At 67.7% G+C, this 19,802-nt stretch carries 24 protein-coding genes; 15 read left to right on the top strand and 9 right to left on the bottom strand.

Translation table 11 applies throughout. The features are described from left to right. Positions 1–51: 51 nt before the first annotated feature. Positions 52–423: a LysR family transcriptional regulator gene (locus BM287_RS12860; RefSeq protein ID WP_244528260.1), complete on the bottom strand. Its 372-nt coding sequence runs from the start codon at positions 421–423 to the stop codon at positions 52–54. 11 nt (positions 424–434) lie between these two features. Beyond that, positions 435–662: an RNA-binding S4 domain-containing protein gene (locus tag BM287_RS12865; RefSeq protein WP_090040442.1), complete on the bottom strand. Its 228-nt coding sequence runs from the start codon at positions 660–662 to the stop codon at positions 435–437. Positions 663–763: 101 nt separating this feature from the next. On the opposite strand from BM287_RS12865, the gene arfB reads away from it, so the two are divergent. Continuing rightward, positions 764–1,201 carry an alternative ribosome rescue aminoacyl-tRNA hydrolase ArfB gene (gene arfB, locus BM287_RS12870; RefSeq protein WP_090040440.1) on the top strand — a complete coding sequence of 146 codons (438 nt, stop codon included), beginning with the start codon at positions 764–766 and terminating at the stop codon, positions 1,199–1,201. A 65-nt stretch (positions 1,202–1,266) separates the two neighbouring features. After that, positions 1,267–1,767 carry a SixA phosphatase family protein gene (locus tag BM287_RS12875; protein ID WP_090040437.1) on the top strand — a complete coding sequence of 167 codons (501 nt, stop codon included), beginning with the start codon at positions 1,267–1,269 and terminating at the stop codon, positions 1,765–1,767. 8 nt (positions 1,768–1,775) lie between these two features. Here BM287_RS12875 and BM287_RS12880 read toward each other — a convergent pair whose 3' ends face one another. The 5 genes from BM287_RS12880 to BM287_RS12900 form a co-directional block, all read right to left on the bottom strand. Beyond that, entirely contained in the window at positions 1,776–2,213 is a 438-nt protein-coding gene (locus BM287_RS12880) for a hypothetical protein (RefSeq protein WP_139230677.1), read from the bottom strand. Between the two features lie 181 nt (positions 2,214–2,394). Continuing rightward, positions 2,395–2,658 (bottom strand): DUF4190 domain-containing protein, encoded by a 264-nt coding sequence (locus BM287_RS12885; RefSeq protein ID WP_090040431.1) that lies wholly within the window; start codon positions 2,656–2,658, stop codon positions 2,395–2,397. Between the two features lie 63 nt (positions 2,659–2,721). Next, positions 2,722–3,132, bottom strand: a complete 411-nt coding sequence (locus tag BM287_RS12890) for a DUF3060 domain-containing protein (RefSeq protein WP_170857542.1) — start codon at positions 3,130–3,132, stop codon at positions 2,722–2,724. A 261-nt stretch (positions 3,133–3,393) separates the two neighbouring features. Further along, complete coding sequence (locus tag BM287_RS12895) at positions 3,394–4,044, bottom strand: DUF1345 domain-containing protein (RefSeq protein ID WP_090040425.1); 651 nt, start codon at positions 4,042–4,044, stop codon at positions 3,394–3,396. 175 nt (positions 4,045–4,219) lie between these two features. Continuing rightward, positions 4,220–4,765, bottom strand: coding sequence for a DUF4352 domain-containing protein (locus tag BM287_RS12900; RefSeq protein WP_170857543.1), 546 nt, complete (start codon positions 4,763–4,765; stop codon positions 4,220–4,222). Between the two features lie 164 nt (positions 4,766–4,929). Here BM287_RS12900 and BM287_RS12905 point away from each other — a divergent pair, with 164 nt between their 5' ends. From BM287_RS12905 to BM287_RS12915, 3 genes are all read left to right on the top strand, one after another. Then, positions 4,930–6,174 (top strand): sensor histidine kinase, encoded by a 1,245-nt coding sequence (locus tag BM287_RS12905; RefSeq protein WP_090040421.1) that lies wholly within the window; start codon positions 4,930–4,932, stop codon positions 6,172–6,174. Positions 6,175–6,242: 68 nt separating this feature from the next. Then, positions 6,243–6,896, top strand: a complete 654-nt coding sequence (locus BM287_RS12910; protein ID WP_090040419.1) for a response regulator — start codon at positions 6,243–6,245, stop codon at positions 6,894–6,896. Between the two features lie 62 nt (positions 6,897–6,958). Further along, complete coding sequence (locus BM287_RS12915) at positions 6,959–8,134, top strand: DUF4190 domain-containing protein (RefSeq protein WP_090040417.1); 1,176 nt, start codon at positions 6,959–6,961, stop codon at positions 8,132–8,134. Positions 8,135–8,202: 68 nt separating this feature from the next. Here BM287_RS12915 and BM287_RS18090 read toward each other — a convergent pair whose 3' ends face one another. Continuing rightward, positions 8,203–9,000, bottom strand: a complete 798-nt coding sequence (locus BM287_RS18090) for an SHOCT domain-containing protein (protein ID WP_090040505.1) — start codon at positions 8,998–9,000, stop codon at positions 8,203–8,205. A 259-nt stretch (positions 9,001–9,259) separates the two neighbouring features. Here BM287_RS18090 and BM287_RS18220 point away from each other — a divergent pair, with 259 nt between their 5' ends. Genes BM287_RS18220 through BM287_RS12960 form a run of 8 tightly spaced genes read left to right on the top strand, consistent with a single transcriptional unit; the run spans position 9,260 to position 17,716 of the window. Beyond that, positions 9,260–9,967 (top strand): FadR/GntR family transcriptional regulator, encoded by a 708-nt coding sequence (locus tag BM287_RS18220; protein WP_090040414.1) that lies wholly within the window; start codon positions 9,260–9,262, stop codon positions 9,965–9,967. A gap of 23 nt (positions 9,968–9,990) precedes the next feature. Then, the gene (locus BM287_RS12930; RefSeq protein WP_090040410.1) at positions 9,991–11,259 is read left to right on the top strand and encodes an ABC transporter substrate-binding protein; all 1,269 of its coding nucleotides are present in this window, start codon (positions 9,991–9,993) and stop codon (positions 11,257–11,259) included. A 1-nt stretch (position 11,260) separates the two neighbouring features. Continuing rightward, a complete protein-coding gene (locus tag BM287_RS12935) occupies positions 11,261–12,172 on the top strand; it encodes a carbohydrate ABC transporter permease (RefSeq protein ID WP_090040408.1) in 912 nt (303 codons plus the stop codon). After that, complete coding sequence (locus BM287_RS12940) at positions 12,169–13,080, top strand: carbohydrate ABC transporter permease (RefSeq protein ID WP_090040406.1); 912 nt, start codon at positions 12,169–12,171, stop codon at positions 13,078–13,080. Before BM287_RS12935 ends, BM287_RS12940 begins: the two co-directional genes overlap by 4 nt. A gap of 34 nt (positions 13,081–13,114) precedes the next feature. Continuing rightward, a complete protein-coding gene (locus tag BM287_RS12945; protein ID WP_090040405.1) occupies positions 13,115–14,245 on the top strand; it encodes a mandelate racemase/muconate lactonizing enzyme family protein in 1,131 nt (376 codons plus the stop codon). A gap of 44 nt (positions 14,246–14,289) precedes the next feature. Further along, positions 14,290–15,123: an SDR family oxidoreductase gene (locus tag BM287_RS12950; RefSeq protein ID WP_090040404.1), complete on the top strand. Its 834-nt coding sequence runs from the start codon at positions 14,290–14,292 to the stop codon at positions 15,121–15,123. Then, positions 15,117–16,085, top strand: a complete 969-nt coding sequence (locus BM287_RS12955; protein WP_090040403.1) for a dihydrodipicolinate synthase family protein — start codon at positions 15,117–15,119, stop codon at positions 16,083–16,085. The genes BM287_RS12950 and BM287_RS12955 overlap by 7 nt, the downstream gene beginning before the upstream one ends. After that, on the top strand, positions 16,082–17,716 hold the full coding sequence (locus BM287_RS12960; RefSeq protein ID WP_090040402.1) for a fucose isomerase: 1,635 nt from the start codon (positions 16,082–16,084) through the stop codon (positions 17,714–17,716). The genes BM287_RS12955 and BM287_RS12960 overlap by 4 nt, the downstream gene beginning before the upstream one ends. A 38-nt stretch (positions 17,717–17,754) precedes the next feature. Here BM287_RS12960 and BM287_RS12965 read toward each other — a convergent pair whose 3' ends face one another. Further along, the gene (locus BM287_RS12965; protein WP_090040401.1) at positions 17,755–18,336 is read right to left on the bottom strand and encodes a superantigen-like protein SSL4; all 582 of its coding nucleotides are present in this window, start codon (positions 18,334–18,336) and stop codon (positions 17,755–17,757) included. Positions 18,337–18,576: 240 nt separating this feature from the next. On the opposite strand from BM287_RS12965, the gene BM287_RS12970 reads away from it, so the two are divergent. Together BM287_RS12970 and BM287_RS12975 are read left to right on the top strand one after the other, a co-directional pair. Then, positions 18,577–19,152, top strand: coding sequence for a helix-turn-helix transcriptional regulator (locus tag BM287_RS12970; RefSeq protein WP_090107321.1), 576 nt, complete (start codon positions 18,577–18,579; stop codon positions 19,150–19,152). After that, the gene (locus tag BM287_RS12975) at positions 19,145–19,744 is read left to right on the top strand and encodes a DUF6036 family nucleotidyltransferase (RefSeq protein WP_090040394.1); all 600 of its coding nucleotides are present in this window, start codon (positions 19,145–19,147) and stop codon (positions 19,742–19,744) included. The genes BM287_RS12970 and BM287_RS12975 overlap by 8 nt, the downstream gene beginning before the upstream one ends. Positions 19,745–19,802 lie beyond the last annotated feature (58 nt).

Below are 19,802 nucleotides of genomic sequence, written 5' to 3' on the forward strand. Positions count from 1 at the left end.
CGACGCCGCTCCTCCCCGAGCACCACTGACCCGCACATGTGGATGCGAAGGCTAGCGCCCCTGACGCTTCTTGTACGGTTTCGGCTGCCCTTTCACCGCCGGGGCACGGCCTTTGCCCTTGGAGGCTTTGGCTTTTCCGCCGGCGGGAACGGCCGGCTTCTGGGGCGGCGCAGGGGCCGCAGCGATCTCCTCCCGCGCCGTCGCGAGAAAGAGGGTTCCGGCGGTGGTGAGCCGGGTGCCCGTGGAGCTTCGGACGAAGAGGGGCGATCCCACTTCTTCTTCGAGCTTCGCAATCGATGAGTAGAGAGAGGCGAGAGGGATGTTCAGCGCATTCGCCGCACGCGGAAAGTGCAGTTCCTCGGCCACGGCGACGAACCGGACGAGCAGGGTCACGCCTCCCTTGCGTTCGATCGAACCGTCCACCGACATCGTCCTCACGCGCAGACGCGGACGCTGCGGCCCTCGAAGGTGACGACGTCTCCGAGCTGGAGCTGCCGTCCGCGGCGGCGGTCGACCTCGCCGTTCACGGTCACGTAGCCGTCGATGATGGCCTCTTTCACGTTTCCGCCGGAGTCGAGGAGCCCGGCGAACTTGAGGAACTGCCCGAGGCGGATGGCGTCGCCACCGATCGACACGTCGTCTATCCGAGCCGGGTTGGTCATTCCGAAATGCTAGCCCACCCCGTCCCGGCCCCGGACCTGGTCGGCGGAGGCGGATGCGCGGCGCGCCTCCGCGTCCCGAGCCTGGAGAGGATGATGGACCCATGCCCGCTGCCCATCGCCCCGGCCTTCGCGTCGACGCCGGGCTCACGATCCCCGAGTCCGAGCTCGCGTGGCGGTTCTCGCGGTCGTCCGGCCCGGGCGGGCAAGGAGTGAACACCGCCGACTCCCGTGCGGAACTCGTGTGGGATGTGGCGGGCTCCGCCGTTCTGTCACCGGTTCAGCGGGAGCGGCTCCTCGAGCGCCTGAGCGGTCGGCTGGCCGACGGGAAGCTGACGATCGCGGCATCCGAGCATCGCGCGCAATTGCGCAACCGGGAGGCCGCGCTCACACGGCTGGCCGACCTGGTGGCCGACGCCCTCCTGCCGCCGGCGCCTGCACGCAGACCGACGCGGCCCAGCCGCGGCGCCAAGCAACGGCGATTGGATGCGAAGAAGCGCCGCACCGACGTCAAGCGTCTGCGTCGTCCCCCTCAGGACTGACCACCGGGAAATCCAAATCCACCCCGACAGTACCCAGCCGCCCCCTCGTGCGGGACACTGGCAGCGTGACGACGACCGACCGCATCCTCATCCTGCTGCGCCACGCCAAGTCCGACTGGTCCGGATCCGTCCCGGACATCGACCGGCCGCTCGCCGAGCGCGGCACGGCCCAGGCTCCGCTCGCCGGCCGATGGCTCGCCGACCACGCGGGCCGGATCGACCTGGCCCTGGTGTCCCCCGCGCGGCGCGCCCGCGAGACCTGGGAGCTGGCGTCCGCCCAGCTCGAACCGCTCCCTCCAGCGCGTTCCGAGGACCGCGTGTATGCGGCATCCGCGCACCAGCTCCTCGACATCGTCCATGGCGTGCCGGACACCGTGCAGACGCTGCTCCTCGTCGGTCACAATCCCGGCATGGAACAGCTGGCGTCGCTTCTCGCCGGCGAGGAGGTGGTCCTGCGGACGTCCGGCATCGCCGTCTTCGACGGTGAGGGACCGTGGTCCGGACTGGACGCCGCATCCACGGCGCTCCGCGTTGCGGGACGGTCGGACGGTCACGACCTGCGCTGAGGTGACGGCTACTCGCACCCGGTCTGGATGCCGTGATCCGTCTGGCGCACGACGAACGCCTGGCTGCTCCCATCGCAGATCGCGGACACTCCCAGCAGCGAGAGGGTCTTCCCATTGGTGAAGTTTCCGTTGCTCCCCGGGGCGTTCAGCAGGATCGAGTCCTCGGTTCCCGGAGTGACCTTGCCCCAGAACGGCGGGAAGTCACCGGGTCCGAAAACCGACGTGAGGCTCGGGAGCCAGACCCAGCCTCCCTGGACCAGCGGCGCCTGGTAGGTCGTCGCGGGCGTCCATCCCTGCGGCGCGGGACGGCTCACGTTCGCACAGGAATCGGCCAGGGCCGGCGTAGCGGCGACTCCCACGAGCGCCACGGTCGCTGCCATCGTCACGAGAATGCGCCGGCCGAGGCCCATTCCCTCCTTCTTCTTCCACTTCGATAATTCGCGCATGATGACTCCTTCGACATCCACATTCGACCGCGCTCGACGCACGGATTAATGAGCAAGCCTCAGGTTACGCCGGGCGGTGACGGTGTCAAGAGGAATTCCGGGGGGGGCGAGAACGGCTTCGGACCCGGCGAGATGGGAGGGAGGCCCCGCGACGCAGGACCTCCCAGTGTGGCGGGGCGGGTTAAAAGCCCCAGTATCCCCAGAGTCCCCAGAACGCGAAGCTGCTGACGAGTCCGATGGTCTTCAGGATGCCGATTGCGATCGCCGAGGCGGCCAGGCCGCGACCCCGGTCGCCGGTGCGGCTGGTCTGGGAGAGCCCTATGGCGCCGAAGATGATGCCGAGCACGCCGGAGAAGAATACGAGGACGAACCCCGCGACTGCGATCTTGTTCCACCTCGAGCTGGCCTGGAAGAGGGACTTCTGGTCGTTCTCAACTGTTGTCATGAAGATTCCTTCGTGGTCTGGATTGATGCGGGAATGCGGACGCCGATTCGGTCCGCGGGATGCTCAGCGGACGCGCGTGCGGTTGTCGATGCCTTCGACGCGGCCGATGGTCGTGACCTTGCCGTAGGTGACCTTGTTGCTGACGCCGGCGACCGACAGAGTCTCTGCCGAGTCCACATCGACCGTGTTGCTCGCACCCTCCAGCGTGATGTCCTGGACCGCGCCGAGGTTCACGGTGGCACCGAAGCCGGAGATGTTCACCACGTTGCACGCGCCGGAGACGCTGACGGTGCCGCCGAGTCCCTGGATGTCGATCTCAGACGTCGAGTCGTCACAGATCACGTTCGCGTTCGCCTTGTTCAGCGTCAGAGCCACCGGGGCATTCGCCTTGGCGTGGACGGTCGCACCCGAGTCGACGATCTCGGAAGCCGCACCCTTGGTCTTCACCGTCGCCTTGCCTTCCGGAATGGACACCCCGTCGACAGTGAACGAAGCGACGGCACCGCAACCCGCGAGTGTTCCGATGGTGAGTGCACAGAGAACCGCGGCAGCCGACAGGGACAGAGTTTTGTTTCGCATTGAATGTTTTCCTTTTTATGGAGGTACAGGGCCGAGGCGGCCCGTGTGGAACAGTGCAAGGCCAAGGCCGAACGCTGCACCCGTGTACCTAGACGCCTTTCTCTCCAATTGCTGACGCCTGTCATCGCAAGACGCGTCGTCACGACCGGCCGGAGGTCAGCCGCTGGTGAGAAAGCCGATGGCGATGGCGAGGGCCGCGGTGTTGTAGGCGAATGAGAGGACGGCGTGGCCTGTGACGATGTGCCGGGCTCGCGGGGTGAGAACGTTGACATCCGAGGTCGCGAACGACGTTCCGACGGTGAAGGCGAAGTACGCGAAGGAGACGCGCGACGCACTGGCGTCGCCGGGGAACGCGAAACCCGGTGAGCCCGCGCGGGCGATCTCTTTCTCGTTGAGGTGCTGATAGCGGTCTGCGTAGCCGAGGTGCATCACCGCCCACCCCGCGAAGATGCCGAACACCGCGACCATCTGAGCGAGCGGGACAGCTCTCAGGTTCTCGCTGACCGCGGCGGGAGCGATCGTTCCCGTGACGATCAAGAATCCGGACAGGACGCCGACCACCGCGACGGCCGGACTGACGATCGCATTCAGCAGGCGGATCACCACCCACTTCCGGGGCCGGGGTCGCGCACCACGTCGCGCCTCGCGCCCCAGTACCGTCCACCGCGCAGCGACGTACAGGAACGCCAAGAGCACCCAGGCCGCCTGGATCCCGATGCTCGCCTCGAGAGTCGGACTGAGAAGCCACCAGACCCCTCCACCGACCAGCGCCGCCTCGACGCACGCCCCCACGACCAGACCGATCATCCGACCCTCCTCTCGACCACGGCGCCGGCGACGCGCGAGCACGAGGGCAGCGCGTTCGACGGCTTCTCTTCATAGACGGACGAGGGCCTCGGATCTGACGCGCGGGGAGCAATTGATTTCGACGCGGGCGGGCGGCGGACAGTTCGGGTTGTGTCCGCCGCCCAGTCTGTGGAGCTCAGCCGAGGTCGATCGTCTTTCCCGCGGAGAATGCGTTGTCGGAGACCTCGATGCTGACCGCTTTGGTCCCGGCGGGGACGTCGAAAAGGATGGGACCGGTGAGGTTGTTGCCGGGGTTGATCGCGGCGATCCACGCGGACTGGTCCGGGCTGGCGTACAGCGTGGCGGTCGGATCGGCGTCGAAGGTCTTTCCGGAACCGTCGACGAGCTTCACGTAGTTCGAGAGGAACGTCGCCGCACTGTTGCCGACGTTCTTGACGGTCAGGTCCACTTCGATGAAGGTGCCCTGCGCGGTCTGCGACAGCGGGGCCGTGCCGACGGTGGTACCTGCGTCCTTGGAACCGGTTGCGGTGTACTCGAATGAGCCGACCGTCACCGGCGTGTTCAATCCGGGCGCCTTCGGCGCTGCCGGCGCCGAGGTCGCGGCGCCGGCGGCGGCCCCGCCCGCTGTGGTCGTGCCGCTCCCGGCCGAGCAGCCGGTAATGGTGAGCGCCGTGGCGATGACGGCTGCAGCGGCAAGGGTGATAGTGGTGCGTCGGGACATGATCTGGCCTCCTGGTGTGTGGTCTGTTCGACGTGATCCAGCAGACCGCAGCGCGTCAGGAGGCTGCCACGTCGGTTCGGTCCGGCTGGGGTGACCGAAAGGAGGGGACCGCATCCCCCGAAAGCCGGTGGGGCTGGTCGGCGGTCGCCTCTACGATCAGGTCCATGACGATTCCGCCTGCTGTCGCCTCCGCCGCCCCGGTGCGCTCCCGTGCTCGGCGTGCGTGGGCGCTGGTCGGGTCGATCGCGCTGGCGGTGCTGTGCTCCCTGCTCGCGATCTCCGCCGGCGGGATGCACGGGACGCCGCCCTCCACGTTCCCGGCAGGCATCAAGACACTGGCGCTGGCCGGAACGTGGCTGATGATCGCCGCATCCGTGCTGCTGGTCTGGAGACATCGGTGGCCTGTCCTCGTCACAGTGATCGCCGTCGCCCTCACCCTCGTCTTCCCGACCACCCCGTTGACGGCGTTGGTCGCCTGCGCGGCTGTGACCGCCGTGACGGCTGGGTGGCGACGGTGGCTTTTCATCGTGGGGGTGTACGCAGCGACCGTTGTCAGCTTCTGCTGGGATGTCGCTTCCCATGTGTCGCTGCTGTCCGATTTCGTCGGTGAGCCCGCGGAGGGGACACCGGCCCGGTTGGCGCTGTTCTGGTCGGTTCCGATCGTCGCCGCGTTCGCTGTCGGGCCGTTCGCGGGGTTCGGCTTCCTCCGAAGCATCCGCCGGGAACGCGACGCCGCTCAGCTCGACACCGCGGCGGCGACCCGGAACGTCGCCGTCCTCCACCGGGAGGTGGAGTTGGAACGCGAACGACAGGAGCTCGCTCGCGAGCTCCACGACACCTTGGCGGCCCGTCTCTCCTCGCTGTCGTTGCATGCAGGTGCACTCGAACTGACGGTGGACGGGAACGAGCAGGCGACTGCGGCCGCCCGAATAGTCCGTGAGACGGCGCAAGGTTCCCTTGACGAGCTGCGCCACGTCGTCCATGTCCTCCGCAACCCCGGCGCCGCCGGCCCGAGCAGCGGGCTGGTCGACATCGCCAGCCTGATCGACGAGGCGCTCCGAGACGGCGTGGATGTTCGCGCCCAGGTTCTCGTATCCGATGCGGCGACCTGTGACCCGCAGGTCGCGCACGCCTGCTACCGGCTGGTGCAGGAGTCCGTCTCCAACGTCCGCCGACACGCACCGGGTCAGGCCGTCCGCGTGGAGGTCCGCGGCGGACCCGAGACGGGAGTGAGCATCACCGCGACGAACTGGCTGACCCCTGGCGCGCACCCGACATCGGTCGGCGGAGGTCACGGCCTCACCGGCATGAGCGAACGGGTCGCCCTGGTCGGCGGGTCCTTTCAAGCTGGGCCGACTCCCGATGGAGCGTTCACCCTCATCGCGTGGCTGCCCTGGGTGACGCGGTGATCCCCTCCCGCTGAGACTCTGTGCTGCGGCCAGCCCATCCTGTCGCCGCTGATCGCTAGGCTTGCTCCGTGGCCGACCATCCCATCCGTGTCCTTGTCGTTGACGACGACACGATGGCGGCGAACGGTCTCACGATGATCTTGAGCACGGCCACCGATCTTGAGGTCGTCGGCCGATGCGCGGACGGAAACGAGGTCGCCGCAGCAGTTGCGGCCCATCGCCCGGATGTCGTTCTCTGCGACGTGCGAATGCCGCGGATGGATGGTGTCGCTGTTGTCGAAGCACTCCACGGGACCGGTCCACGATTCCTGATGATGACCGCCTTCGACGAGGACGGACGTGTCCTCGACGCGGTGACCGCCGGCGCTGCAGGATTCATGCTCAAAGACGAGGACCCCCACCGGATCCTCGAGGCCGTCCGCCAGGTTGCGGCCGGAGATGCCGCGTTCTCCCCGCGGGCGGCGAAACAGCTGGCGGCCTGGGTGCAGGACTCCCGCGGCGACGACGTGCGCCGAGACGCGCGGGCAAAAATGACGCAGCTGACCGAGCGCGAGAAGGCGTTCGCGCTGGCCTTGGTCACCGGAGCATCCGACGCGGAACTCGCGCAGCAGTTCTTCGTCGCGGAGACAACGGTGAAGTCCACCCTTTCCGGCATCCGCACCAAGTGGGGTGTGCGGACGAGGACGGAACTGGCGGTGGTGGTCGCCCGTTCCGGGGCGTAACGCACCGCTCACCCTTTCTGGGGGCTGAATGTTTCCTTAGCGTTCGCCAAGCTGGGAGAGATATGAGCGATCCGAACCAGCCCCAGCCCCAGAACCCCAACGCAGCGCAGCCCGACGGAGGAGCCGCCCCGCCGCCGCCCCCGGCTCCCACCCCGAACTTCCAGCCCGCCGGCCCAGTTCCGCCGCCTCCGGCCCCACCAGCACCCGGATATGCCAACGCTCCCGCTGGAGCTCTCCCGCCGCCCCCGGCCGGTTACGCCGCCCCAGGAGCTGTCCCGCCGCCCCCGGCGGGGTACGCCGCCGTCGGCACGGTCCCGCCGCCTCCGCCCGCGAAGAAGAAGGGCAACGGGCTCGCCGTCGCCTCCCTCGTCCTCGGGATCATCGGCGTCATCTTCTCGTTCACCCCGAGCGCCCCGCTCAGCATCATTCTCGGCATCCTCGCCCTGATCTTCGGAATCATCACCCTCACCCGGAAGCCCGCGAAGCGCACCATCCCTCTGACGGGCACGATCCTCGGAGGAGTGGCGCTTCTCTTCGGGATCATCTTCGCCTCGATCTACGCGTCCCACGGCGCCAACACCGCGAGCAACCTCCCCGCGAGCTCTCCTGAATCGTCGTCCGCCGCACAGCCGTCGCAGTCCGCGGCGCCGAAACCCGCACCGACCAAGGCGACCGTGAACCCGAACGCTGCCTACGACACGACATATGGGACGTTCGCGCCGGTCAACCAGACCGGGACCGGCGACAGCGTCATCGCTCTGCCTGCCGGAGCTAAAGCGGCGATCGTCACCGCCAGCCACCAGGGCGCGTCGAACTTCTCGCTGAACGTCCTCGACGCGTCCAATCAGCCGACCGGAGACCTCCTGGTGAACACGATCGGCAACTACTCCGGTGTCACCGCCTACGGCATGAACGCCATCGGCAACGCCGGTGTCAACCTTCAGGTGAAGGCCGACGGGGCATGGAACATCACGATCAGCCCGATCAGCGCGGCACCGGATCTGGCTCTCCCCGGAGGGGCGACCGGCGATCAGGTGTACAAGTACAGCGGTGCTGCAGGAAACTGGGCGTTCGCCAACCAGGGCCAGGGGAACTTCGCCGTCATTCAGTACGGCGGTGCCATCCCGAACCTTGCAGTGAACACGATCGGTGCGTACTCCGGCAAGGTGCCGATGTTCGCCGGACCGACCGTCGTGGTCGTGAAGTCCGACGGCGCCTGGACTGTCGCGGCAGGCTGATCCCCCGGCCACCGACACGAAGACGGGGCGTCTCCAGATCGGAGGCGCCCCGTCTTTCGGTTCATCGCTCAGATGCGGGAGAGGATCTCCTGCTTCTTGGTCGTGAACTCGTCGTCCGTGAGAATACCGGCGTCGCGCAGCTGAGCGAGCTGCTGCAACTGGGCGACGTGGTCTGCAGCGGCGGCGACAGCCGGCTGCTCCGGTGCTGCGTTCGCGACCTGCACGGTGACCGGGGTCGCGGCACGCGCCTGCATCAGGTTGAGGATCGCCTCGCGGAACTTGGCGGCATCGTCGCGGTTGACGCGAAACCCGACCGTCCCGCCGGCGCTCTGAACCTCGACCAGGTGGTACAGCATGCCGTCCTTGCGGTTGCTTACGGAGGTGATCTGGTTGATCGGCAGCATCTCGTACGCGTCCTTGCCACCCTTCACGCCCGTGGCAAGCAGCGAGAACCCACCGGTAAAGACACCAGCGGTGATCTTTCCCGCGGAGACGCCGCGGCCGCGTTCCCACTCGATCCGGTCCGGCCAGAGCTTCACCTTGGCGTTCTTCCCGTCGATGTGGGAGACCACTTCGTACAGCGGGACGTCATCGCCGGCGACGGCAACCTCCACCTCGGCATCGTCGGGCACGGCAGCTGCAGTGCTCGCCGCATAGCCGATGCTCGCCCGAGCTTCGGCAGCGACCGACACGGCCGCTCCCTTCACCTTCGCGAAGACACCCTGCCTCTGAGCGGTATCGATGACATCGCCGGTCGTGTCCACGATCTGCGGTTGCTGGTCGGCGAAGTGGTCCGTCCACTGTGTGCCGTCCCACCACCGGAGTCGTCCGGAACCGTCGTCGTACCAATCAGCAGGCGTGCTCATGTGTTCTCCTCGCAACTGTCGGGCGAATCCACGCTAGTTGCGGGCGGACAACGATCGGGACCCCAGTACAGGGGTGGTGAATCACGTGGTGCATCACCCCACACACTGCCTGACGAGCGCGCACACCGCAGGCCGCACTTGTCAGACAATTCGGCACAATTCGCCGCCGGACATTGCCCTGAATCTCCACGTATTCGTAGCGTGGTGACGCGATTACAACCGGATCGACCCCTCCAATGTCAGACAAGTTGAGCCAGCGATGCCTATCGAACTTGAGTTGCGGCTGTTCCAGCACTTCCGTGAGCTGGAACTGCTGCCCGGCGAGCCGCTGCCGTCAGAACAGGACCTCGTCCACGACCTGTCCGTGAGCAGGCCGGCGTTGCGGGAGGCGCTCGCAGCGCTCCAGGCTCTCGGGCTGGTCGTGGCGAAGCAGGGTTCGCGGCGCGTGCTCGGCGAGTTCAGCATGCAGTCCGTCGTCGAGACGCTGACACGCTTCATGGAACCGTCGATCGAGCTCATGCAGGAGATGCTCGATGTCCGGCGCGTGCTCGAAGTGGCTTTCTTCTCCGCGGCCGTCGCCGACATGTCGCCGACGACGCTGCGCGAGCTCCGGCGCCTCGTCGATCGGATGGAGTCCAAAGCCGCCCAGGGGCTTCCCTTCATCCACGAGGATGCGGCGTTCCACCAGGTCCTGTACACGCACGTCGAGAACCGGACCTTCCACGGCCTCGTGGCCGCATTCTGGCACATGTTCGACGAGTCGTCCGAGCAGCTCCAGGTCGGCAGCGACCTCCCGGCATCCGCCCGCCACCATGCGGCGATCGTCGAAGCTCTGGAGGCCGGCGACACCCCTCTCGCGGTCCACGAGCTCAACGTCCACTTCTTCGATGTGCGTGCGCGGCTGACGGCCTCGCGAGAGACGCAGCGCGCCGCGCATCCATCCGGTCCTTCCCCCCGAACGCACTGAGAACCCTTCCGAAAGGCATTGCAATGAAGCAACACAAGGTTCGCGCATCCGTCGTCATCGGCGCGATCGCGGCATCCGCGCTGGCGCTGGCCGGATGCTCCGCCACCGGCGCCGGCTCGACGACGACCACCAGCGCGTCGACGACCGGCCAGACCATCAACTACTGGCTCTGGCAGGACAACGCGACCGACACGACCTGGCAGCAGCTCGCCGACGAGTTCAACGCTCAGAGCGGCCACGGCAAGGTCACCCTCCAGGTCGTTCCCGCCGCGCAGTACCTGGACAAGCTGTCCACTGCGATCAGCAGCGGCAACGGCCCGGATGCGGCGCGCATGAAGGACTCGTGGATCGGCCAGTTCGTGGACGCCGGGGTGCTCGCGTCCCTCAACGACCGCATCGACGCGTGGAAGGGCAAGTCGTCGGTGGAGCCGAGCGCCTGGGACGCCGGCAAGGTGCCCGGTGGCGATCGGATCTACATGATGCCGCACCAGAACACCGCGCTGTACATGTACTACAACAAGAAGCTGTTCGCGGATGCCGGCCTCCAGCCGCCGACCACGCAGAGCGAGATGCTCTCCGACGCTCCGAAGCTCACCGGCAACGGACACTACGCGTTCGACGTCCGCGGTGGCGCCGGCGGCCAGGACCAGTGGGCCGCGTGGATGCTCGCGGGCGGAGCACAGTTCGTGAACTCGTCCGGAAACGTGATCCTCGACAAGGCTCCGGCGGAGTCGGTGAACCAGAAGTACCTCGACCTGGCGAAGTACGCGCCTCCGGGATCGGAGACGGCCGCCTTCTCGCAGGTGCAGAGCAACTTCCTCGCCGGGACCACGGCCACGATGATCCACCACATCGGCTCGCTCGCCGCCGTCCGGAAGCAGTTCGGCGACGGCGTCGGAGTCATCCCCGTGCCGGCCGCGAACCCCTCCAAGCCGTCCACCGTGCAGTCGATGAGCGGCAACGTCATCTTCGCGAACTCCAAGAAGCAGGAGCTCGCCTGGCAGTGGGAGACGTTCCTGCTGGGCGACGCGCAGATGCTGAAGATGAGCACCTCCCCGCAGGGGCAGCTGCCGGTCACCAAAGCCGTCGCAGCGAACGCGGCGTTCACGAAGGACCCGGCCTATCAGGTCGCCATCACCGCGGCCAAGACGGCGAAGAGCTGGCCGCAGCTGCCCGGCACGACCACCGTCGTGAACGCCACCTGGTCCCCCACCATCCAGCAGGCGTTCTCCGGACAGCTGACCAGCGCGAAGATGCTGCAGGCGCTCGCCGCAGGGCTCAAGAAGAAGTGACATGACGACCACAGTCGCGGGGGGTCGAGGCGGCGTCAGACGTCGCTTCGACCCCACGATCCTCCTCTTCGTCTCGCCGACGCTGATCCTGCTGCTCGTCTTCGTCGCGTACCCGTTCCTGCGCGCGATCTGGCTCTCGCTGACGAAGACCACCCTCCTCGGGGGCACCGTCGGCTTCCTCGGGTTCGACAACTTCGTCGCCCTGTTCCAGGATCCGCAGTTCGGCGCCTTCGTCGGGAACTCGGTCTTCTGGACCGTCGGCGGTGTCTGCCTGCAGCTGATCTTCGGGGTCATCGGGGCGCTGCTCCTGAACCAGAAGTTCCGGCTGCGCGGCACCGTCCGGGGCCTGGCCATGATCCCGTGGGCGACCCCGAGCGTGCTGGTGGCGCTGATCTGGCTCTGGCTGCTCGACCCCAACCGAGGACTGGTCAACACCGTCCTGGAGCACCTCGGCATCATGACGCATCCCGTCGCCTGGCTCTCCGACGCGCACACAGCGCTGCCGACGCTCATCGTCATCGATGCGTGGCAGGGCATCCCGTTCTTCGCGGTGATGGTCCTCGCGGCGCTGCAGGCGGTCCCCGAGGAGCTGAAGGAATCGGCGAGGACGGATGGATGCGGCCCGCTCGGAGTGTTCCGGCACGTCGTCGTCCCGTCGATCCTCCCGACGGTGCTGATCACGCTGGTGCTGCGGCTCATCTGGACCGCGAACTACATCGATCTCGCGTATGTCCTCACCGGAGGCGGCCCGGGGATCGCATCCACGACCATCCCGCTGCAGTCGTACCTCACGGCCTACAAGCAAGGACAGCTGGGCAGCGGCGCCGCCTACGCCGTGGTCCAGGCGATCGTGCTCGCGATCCTCGTCGTGATCTACCTGCGCCTCACCCAGACGAAGGGGGTCAAGCGATGACCGCGAACGCTCTCGGCACGATCGACGGCCCGCGCACCGAGCGCATGCCGGCCGTCACGCCGCCGGGACGTCGATCCTCCTCCGCGCGCCGGGTCGGGCGGGTGGGGCTGTATGTCCTCATCGCCGGGTGGATGATCGCGACCATCGGCCCCTACCTCGTGATGCTGCTGACCTCGTTCACGCCGAATCAGGACCTGGTCGCGAACGGGATGAGCAAGCTCCCGTCCGCGCTCAGCGTGCAGGGCTACGTCGAGCTCTTCACGACGACGCCGTTCCTCGCCTACATGCGCAACAGTCTGCTGGCTGCGCTGGGGACGGTCGTGCTGTCGCTGATCGTCGCGTCCGCCGCAGCCATCTCGCTGTCGCGCTTCCGTTTCCGTGGCCGCGGCGCACTGCTGACCGTCCTGCTGATCGCTCAGCTGTTCCCGGCAGTGCTGCTCGTGATCCCGCTGTCGACGATGCTCAAGGGCGCTGGCCTGCTCGACACCACCGCCGGCCTGATCCTCGTGTACACGACCTTCGCGACCCCGTTCGCGACCTACCTGCTGAAGGGCTTCCTCGACGGGCTGCCGCCGGAGCTCGACGAAGCAGCGACCGTGGATGGATGCACCAAGTTCCAGATGGTGCGCCACATCCTCTTCCCCCTGCTGAGGCCGGGGCTGACGGCCGCGGGAACCTACATCTTCATCTTCTCGTGGAACGAGTTCCTCTACGCCCTGACGTTCACCTCGTCGACGAAGAGCCAGACCATCCCGATCGGCCTGCAGCTGTTCATCGGCGACTACCAGATCCGCTGGGACCTGCTGACGGCCGGCGGCGTCATCGCGGCGGTGCCCGTCCTCCTCGGTTTCATGCTCGTCCAGAAGCAGCTCATCGGCGGTCTCGCCGCCGGCGCCGTCAAAGGCTGAGCCGCTCCCCGCTCCACCTCTCGAAAGGCAACACATGACGATTCTGCAGACAGGATCCGGTCGGCTGACCACCGGGATCCCCCGTATCGAAGGGGCGGAGATCTCGCTCGCGCGCGTGCCTCTCCCCCAGGGCCCGTGGGGCGACCAGATCCACCGGGTGACCGACATCGAGGTCACCGTGGTCGACCTGCACGGCGACAACGGCCTGGTCGGAACGGGCTTCAGCCACACCTCCGGGATGGGCGCCCGCACGATCGGCGCGCTCGCGCACGAGATCGCGCCGACGCTGGTGGGCCAGCGGGTGTCACCGCGTGGCCTGTGGAATCGCGCGTACCGCTTCGTGCACGACATCGGCGGCGCAGGTGTCACCACCCACGCGATCTCCGCGTTCGACATCGCGGCCTGGGACCTCCTCGGCAAGAGCCTGGGCGTCAACGTCATCGACATCATCGGCCGGGTGCGCGACAGCGTCCCTCTGTACGGAAGCGGCATCAATCTGAACCTCTCCGCCGACGAGGTCGTCGAGCAGGTGCGCCGCTGGAAGGCCGACGGCTATGCGGCCGCCAAAGTGAAGGTCGGCAAGCCCGACCTCGAGGAGGACGTCGAGCGGCTCGCGCGGATCCGCGAAGCGGTGGGAGCATTCCCGCTCGCCGTCGATGCCAACCAGGGATGGAACTACCCCCAGGCGCTCCGCGCGTTCTCGCGCTTCGAGCAGTTCGACCTGCTGTGGATCGAGGAGCCGCTCCCCGCGGACGACATCTCCGGCCACGCGCGGCTGGCCCGCGAGGTGCGCACCCCGATCGGACTCGGCGAGAACGTCTACACGGTCGACCAGTTCGTCCAGTACTTCGACGGCGGCGGAGTCGACTTCGTGCAGGCCGACCTCGGGCGCGTCGGGGGCATCACCGGATACCTCGACATCGCCGCGGCCGCGCGGACCCGCAACCTGCCGATGACGCCGCACTTCGTGATGGAGCTCAGCGCCAGCATCCTCGCCGCCGTCCCGAACATCTCGTACGCCGAGATGACGGACGGCGGGACGTGGACCGACCTCGGCATCTTCTCGTCGACCGGTGAGACGCGCCGCGGCGTCTACTACCCGCCCACCGCGCCCGGACACGGCCTGGTCCTCGACCGCGACTACCTCGCGGAACACCGCATCTGACACAGGACGTGGACGCAAGTCCCACGGGCAAGGAGATCAACTCGATGGATGGAACCGAAGATCCGCTGTTCTCGGTGGCGGGCAGAATCGCGGTGGTGACAGGTGCGTTCGGCCAGATCGGCGCCGAGTTCGCCCGGGCGCTGCACGCACGCGGGGCACGCGTCGTCGTGACCTCCCGCGATGCCGACGCGGACGCGGGCGAACGCCTGGGCATCGCGCAGGACCGGGACCGGCTGATGGCGGTCCAGCTGGACATCACCGACCAGGCGAGCGTAGAGGCCGCGTTCGATCGGGTCGTCGATGCCTGGGGCATCCCGACGATCGTCGTCAACAACGCCGGCATCGACACGCAGCCCAGCGCGCCACCGGAGGTGTCCGGCCCGTTCGAGCAGTTCCCCGCCGAGGTGTTCCGGGAGGTCGTGGACACGAATCTCGTGGGCACCTTCCTCGTCACTCAGGCAGCGGGCCGCCGTATGCGAGAGGCGGGACTCGGAGGGTCGCTCATCAACGTCGGATCGATCTACGGGATGGTATCGCCGGTGCAGGACATCTATGCGTACAAGGCGGTCGATACGGGTGTGCCGTTCATCAAGCCGGTCGCCTATTCGGCCGCGAAGTCGGGGATCTACAACCTCACCCGGTACTGCGCCACCTACTGGGGCCGGACCGGGATCCGCGTGAATACGCTGACGCCGGCCGGAGTGTGGCGGGAGACGCAGGACGAGAAGTTCCACGCGAACTACGAGGCCCGCATCCCGATCGGCCGGATGGCGCAGGCCGACGAGTACAACGGCGCGCTGATCTTCCTCGCGTCGGACGCCTCCCGCTACATGACGGGCTCGAACCTCGTGGTCGACGGGGGCTGGACCGCATGGTGAGCGACGTCATCGGTGAGCGGATCATCGCCGCGACCCCCACTCCGATGCGTGCGGACGAGTCGGTCGATCTGGACAACCTCGCGGCACTCGTCGACATCGACATCGCGCGCGGAGTCGAGGGCATCTACATCGGAGGGTCCACCGGCGAAGGGATGCTCCTGTCGCTCGAAGAGCGCGAGTCCGCCGCACGCACCGCCGTCGACGCCGCGGCGGGACGCGTCCCCGTCATCGCGCACGTCGGCGCCATGACGACCCGCGACGCGATCCGGCTGGCCCAGGCGGCGGAAGAGGCGGGCGTCGCGGCCGTCTCCATGATCCCTCCCCTCTACTACCACTACTCGACGGAGGAGGTCGTGGCTCACTACCGTGCCGTCATCGACCAGGTCGGCCTCCCGTTCATCGTCTACAACATCCCCCAGTTCACCGGTCGCGACGTGGTGGAGGGAGGGTATGAGGCGCTGCTGTCGCTCCCCCAGGTCGTCGGCATCAAGCACACCTCGCAGAACCTGTTCGGCGCGGAACGTCTCGTGGCCCAGTATCCGGACGTGAAGCTCATCAACGGCTTCGACGAGCTCTACCTGCCCGCCCTCATGATGGGTGCGACCGCCTCCATCGGCACGACCGTCGGGCTGCAGATCGAGCTCTTCCGCTCGCTGCGGGCGCGCGTGAAGGCCGGCGACCTCGACGGCGCACGGACGGTGCAGGTGCGCATCAACGAGACGCTCGACGGGATGATCCGCGAAGGAGTGTTCCCGGCTGCCAAGTACCTGGTCGGCAAGTACGCCGTTGCGTGCGGTTCGTGCCGTCGACCGATGGCGGCGCTCACCGCCGGCAACCGGGCGAACCTCGATGCGCTCTGGAGCCGGCTGCAGGACAGCATCGCGGCCACGGCAGCCGAAGACGCGGCGCGCGCGCGACATCCACACGGCACGCAGAACCTCACACCACAGGAGACGACATGACCGACTACGCACTGCCCCCGACCCCCGTGCGGCCCGACGCCCCGGAGCGCACGGCCTATCTCATCACCTCCGGCGACCTGCGCGAATCCGCGAACCTCGCGGGATGGCCGACACAGGTCGAACTGGAGGCCGCGGTCACCGGCGTGCTGAACGAGCTGGGCTGGCAGGTCATCCGGCCGTTCGGTGTCGACCCGGCGACCGGGCACGGCTTCATCTCGAGCCAGCGGATGGGCATGGAGATCTTCACGAAGATCCCGCCGGAGTCGCCGCTCGTCGTCGCGATCGCGAACTGGCAGTACTCCCACCACATCCTCGCCGGGCTCCGCACGCACCGTGGGCCGATCCTGACGGTCGCGAATTTCGCCGGCGACTGGCCGGGGCTCGTCGGCCTCCTGGGACTGAACGCGGGCCTCACGAAGATGGGCAAGCCGTACGCGACGACCTGGTCGGTCGACTTCACCGACGACTGGTTCCGCGACGGCCTGCGCGAGTGGGTGGAGACGGGGGCCATCGTGCACGACGCCTCCCACGTCCGTCCCCTGCCGGAGCTGCCCGGCACCCCGGAGGTGGCCCTCGGACGCGCGCTCGGCGATCAGCTCCTGACGGACAAGGCCATCATCGGCGTGTTCGACGAGGGCTGCATGGGCATGTACAACGCGATCTTCGACGACGAGCTGCTGAACCGCATCGGCGTGTACAAGGAGCGCCTCTCGCAATCCGCGCTGTACGCGGAGATGCTGCGCGTGACGGATGCCGAGGCGGATAGCGTTTACGACTGGCTGATCGGCCACGGCATGACCTTCGTCTACGGGGAGGATGCGGCAACCGAGCTCACCCGCGATCAGGTGCAGTGGCAGCTGAGGATGTACATCGCGGCCCTGCGCATCGCGGACGACTTCGGACTGGATGCCGTCGGCATCCAGTACCAGCAGGGCCTGAAGGACCTCGTTCCGGCGTCGGACCTCGCGGAGGGCATGCTGAACTCCACCGAGCGGCCGCCGGTCCTCAGCCGGGACGGATCGCGGGAGCTGCACGCCGGCCGCGCCTTCCCGCACTTCAACGAGGCCGACGAGGGCGTCGCGGTCGATGCGCTCGTGACCGACCGCGTGTGGCGCGCGATGGGACTCGTGCCCGACAACACCCTCCACGATGTCCGCTGGGGCGAGGAGTTCGACGGCGAGTTCGTATGGGTCTACGAGATCTCCGGCTCGGTGCCGGCCTCTCACCTGGGCGGCTGGCAGAACGCGGAGGGATGGCGCCAGGGCCACGTCTTCTTCCCGGCCGGCGGCGCCACGATCAACGGCGTCTCCCAGCCCGGCGAGGTCGTGATCTCGCGCGTCTTCATCGCCGAGGGCATCCTGCAGGCCGACATCTTCCGCGCCACCGTCGTGGAGTTGCCGGCGGAGGAGACGCAGCGACGGAAGGACGCCACCAACCCGGAGTGGCCGATCGCCAACGTGGTGCTGCACGACGTCACGCGCGACCAGTTCATGGCGCGCCATAAGGCGAACCACGCCCAGGTCGCCTACGCGCCGGACGCGGAGACCGCCGACAAGGCGCTCGCGGCGAAGGCGGCGATGCTCGACCGTGTCGGGATCCGGGTCAACCTGGTGGGCCGTGTGAACCTCTGAGGCGGGCTGTTCCATCTCGCCGGTCGATCGAGGCGAGGCTACGGGCGCCCGTGACTTCCGCCGGAGTGGCCGGAACCGCCCGGCGCCGCGGGAGCGCCATGACTCGAGTGATCGGCGGACCCGTTCGGCTGCGCAGCTGCCTCGGGAGCATCAGAAGTCGGGTCCGGCGTTGGCGTCGCACCCTTCCCCGCGCCCTGTCCCGCTGCGGGCTTAGGCGTCAGGACCACCGCGCAGTAGGCCGCAATGCCGTCCGCGCCTCCGGAGGCCTTCGCGAGCGAGGCGTAGGCAACCGACGTCGGGGCGAGGCCGCCGTGCTGGAACGCGGTGCACAATCCATGCGCTGCCGGACCCGTCGCGTCCGGCCCCGCCGGGGCTGTTGCGCTGGGATCCGGTGTCGGTGTTTCGGTGGCGTCGTCGGTTGGCTCTGCAGTCGGCGTTCCGGTGGCAGTGTCGGTAGGCGCCGCGGCCGGAGCGCCGAGGAGCGAATGCGCATCGTCCTGCAGACCGGGCGGAAGCGAGCCGGTGTACGCGGCGGCTGCGGAGCCGCCCACCGTGATCGTTCCGAGCGCGATAAGCGCAATGGCCAGCTTGCTGCCGACGACCGCGGTGATGAGCGACATGGCCTGGATTCTCCTGATCTCCGTTGGTACCTGCGTAGGCACGAGCAACCGTCGTCGGGAATCGCGGTCAGGGACCAGGATTGCGGCTTGCCGGGAGAGGCTGCAAGCCCCCGTGCGAGGTACCCGCAGATGTATCGCGGCCGTGGGCGCAAGTGCTTCCTGGCCGCCGACCGACTGCCACCTGGTTCGCCCGAGTGCCTGCTATACTGCATTGAGTATAACCATAAGGAGGTGATCGGCATGGCTTTCGCGGATCTCATTCGCGCTGCGCGCGCGGCGGCCGGATACAGTCAGGCAGAGATCGCCGACCGGGCGGACACGTACCAACCGATCGTCTCTGGCGTGGAACGCGGCAAGCGAGACACGGGGGTCGCCTCCGCCGCGCACCTCGCCCGCGCTGCCCGGCACCGCCTTCTTCTCATTCCGGCGACGCATCCGAGCGCAGTGGAAACCGCGGCGAGAATCGCGGACGCCCTCGAGGAAGACAGCAGAGATGGCGCATTCCGGGCGCTTCTCGACCTCTCCGATGGGCTAGCCAAGGAACCTCCCTTGGTCGTCGCCGCGCTCGTCGTCGCCCAGCCACGAAGCACTGGCAGCCGAGAGTGGGACGCCGCGTTGTCCGGAACTGTTGCTTACCGACTTCGCCAGGCGGGCCTCCCCGCTGCCAGCTGGACGAAGCAAGCGATTACCGATGACCGTGAGCTGCGGGCCCCGCATCTGCACCCCCTGGATGATGCGCCAGACGTCACCCGTGTCCCGCCCGAGTTCCTGGAGCGCGGCATCCTGATCGAGGAAGGCACGCTGGCAAGTGTCTGACCAAACTCCAGGGCTAGACCGGGCGTCACTCATTGCCGGACTGAACGATCTCATCGAGCGAATACGGGCCGCGGAGATCGGGCCCGTTCGGATCAGTATCGTCGGAGGCGCAGCTCTCGCGCTCTCCCACGTGGACCGCCGCCGAACGGTCGACGTCGACGCGCGATTAGACCCGCACGACGCACTCGTTCGTATCGCAGAGAGGATCGCTGTCGAGCGGGATTGGCCTGCGGACTGGCTGAACTCGAATGCCTCCCAGTTCTTCCCCGACTGGGGCAGGTCCGTGGACTGGAGACCGCTTTACGACCGCGACGGCATCCGAGTCGAAGTGGCGCCGGCGGACGCGCTCCTCGCCATGAAACTCCGCGCCGCGATGAGCCGGCCTGGGCGCGACACCGCCGACATCGTCAGCCTCGTCGCCGAGCTTGACATCGAAAGCGCCGACGACGCCGAATCCATCTTCTCGGCCTACTATCCTGGCGACGCTCTGAACGACCGTGTGTACGCACTCGTGGGTCGCGCCGTGGCGCACCGCGCAGAATTCCACGTGCCGACACTCCCCGAACCGAAGTTGAATCCACAGGCGCCGTGAGCCCTGGCGGTCACTGTCCGTGCCCCTCTAATCGGTTAGAAAGGTCAGCGAACAGAGC

Source organism: Leifsonia sp. CL147, assembly GCF_900114565.1.
Taxonomy (GTDB): Bacteria; Actinomycetota; Actinomycetes; order Actinomycetales; family Microbacteriaceae; genus Leifsonia.

What these genes read in the sequence shown, in the direction of transcription:
- BM287_RS12865 (WP_090040442.1), bottom strand. Translation starts at nt 662, where the DNA reads ATGACCAACCCGGCTCGGATAGACGACGTGTCGATCGGTGGCGACGCC.
- arfB (WP_090040440.1), top strand. Translation starts at nt 764, where the DNA reads ATGCCCGCTGCCCATCGCCCCGGCCTTCGCGTCGACGCCGGGCTCACG.
- BM287_RS12880 (WP_139230677.1), bottom strand. Translation starts at nt 2,213, where the DNA reads ATGCGCGAATTATCGAAGTGGAAGAAGAAGGAGGGAATGGGCCTCGGC.
- BM287_RS12885 (WP_090040431.1), bottom strand. Translation starts at nt 2,658, where the DNA reads ATGACAACAGTTGAGAACGACCAGAAGTCCCTCTTCCAGGCCAGCTCG.
- BM287_RS12895 (WP_090040425.1), bottom strand. Translation starts at nt 4,044, where the DNA reads ATGATCGGTCTGGTCGTGGGGGCGTGCGTCGAGGCGGCGCTGGTCGGT.
- BM287_RS12900 (WP_170857543.1), bottom strand. Translation starts at nt 4,765, where the DNA reads ATGTCCCGACGCACCACTATCACCCTTGCCGCTGCAGCCGTCATCGCC.
- BM287_RS12905 (WP_090040421.1), top strand. Translation starts at nt 4,930, where the DNA reads ATGACGATTCCGCCTGCTGTCGCCTCCGCCGCCCCGGTGCGCTCCCGT.
- BM287_RS12915 (WP_090040417.1), top strand. Translation starts at nt 6,959, where the DNA reads ATGAGCGATCCGAACCAGCCCCAGCCCCAGAACCCCAACGCAGCGCAG.
- BM287_RS18090 (WP_090040505.1), bottom strand. Translation starts at nt 9,000, where the DNA reads ATGAGCACGCCTGCTGATTGGTACGACGACGGTTCCGGACGACTCCGG.
- BM287_RS18220 (WP_090040414.1), top strand. Translation starts at nt 9,260, where the DNA reads ATGCCTATCGAACTTGAGTTGCGGCTGTTCCAGCACTTCCGTGAGCTG.
- BM287_RS12930 (WP_090040410.1), top strand. Translation starts at nt 9,991, where the DNA reads ATGAAGCAACACAAGGTTCGCGCATCCGTCGTCATCGGCGCGATCGCG.
- BM287_RS12935 (WP_090040408.1), top strand. Translation starts at nt 11,261, where the DNA reads ATGACGACCACAGTCGCGGGGGGTCGAGGCGGCGTCAGACGTCGCTTC.
- BM287_RS12940 (WP_090040406.1), top strand. Translation starts at nt 12,169, where the DNA reads ATGACCGCGAACGCTCTCGGCACGATCGACGGCCCGCGCACCGAGCGC.
- BM287_RS12945 (WP_090040405.1), top strand. Translation starts at nt 13,115, where the DNA reads ATGACGATTCTGCAGACAGGATCCGGTCGGCTGACCACCGGGATCCCC.
- BM287_RS12950 (WP_090040404.1), top strand. Translation starts at nt 14,290, where the DNA reads ATGGATGGAACCGAAGATCCGCTGTTCTCGGTGGCGGGCAGAATCGCG.
- BM287_RS12955 (WP_090040403.1), top strand. Translation starts at nt 15,117, where the DNA reads ATGGTGAGCGACGTCATCGGTGAGCGGATCATCGCCGCGACCCCCACT.
- BM287_RS12960 (WP_090040402.1), top strand. Translation starts at nt 16,082, where the DNA reads ATGACCGACTACGCACTGCCCCCGACCCCCGTGCGGCCCGACGCCCCG.
- BM287_RS12965 (WP_090040401.1), bottom strand. Translation starts at nt 18,336, where the DNA reads ATGTCGCTCATCACCGCGGTCGTCGGCAGCAAGCTGGCCATTGCGCTT.
- BM287_RS12970 (WP_090107321.1), top strand. Translation starts at nt 18,577, where the DNA reads ATGGCTTTCGCGGATCTCATTCGCGCTGCGCGCGCGGCGGCCGGATAC.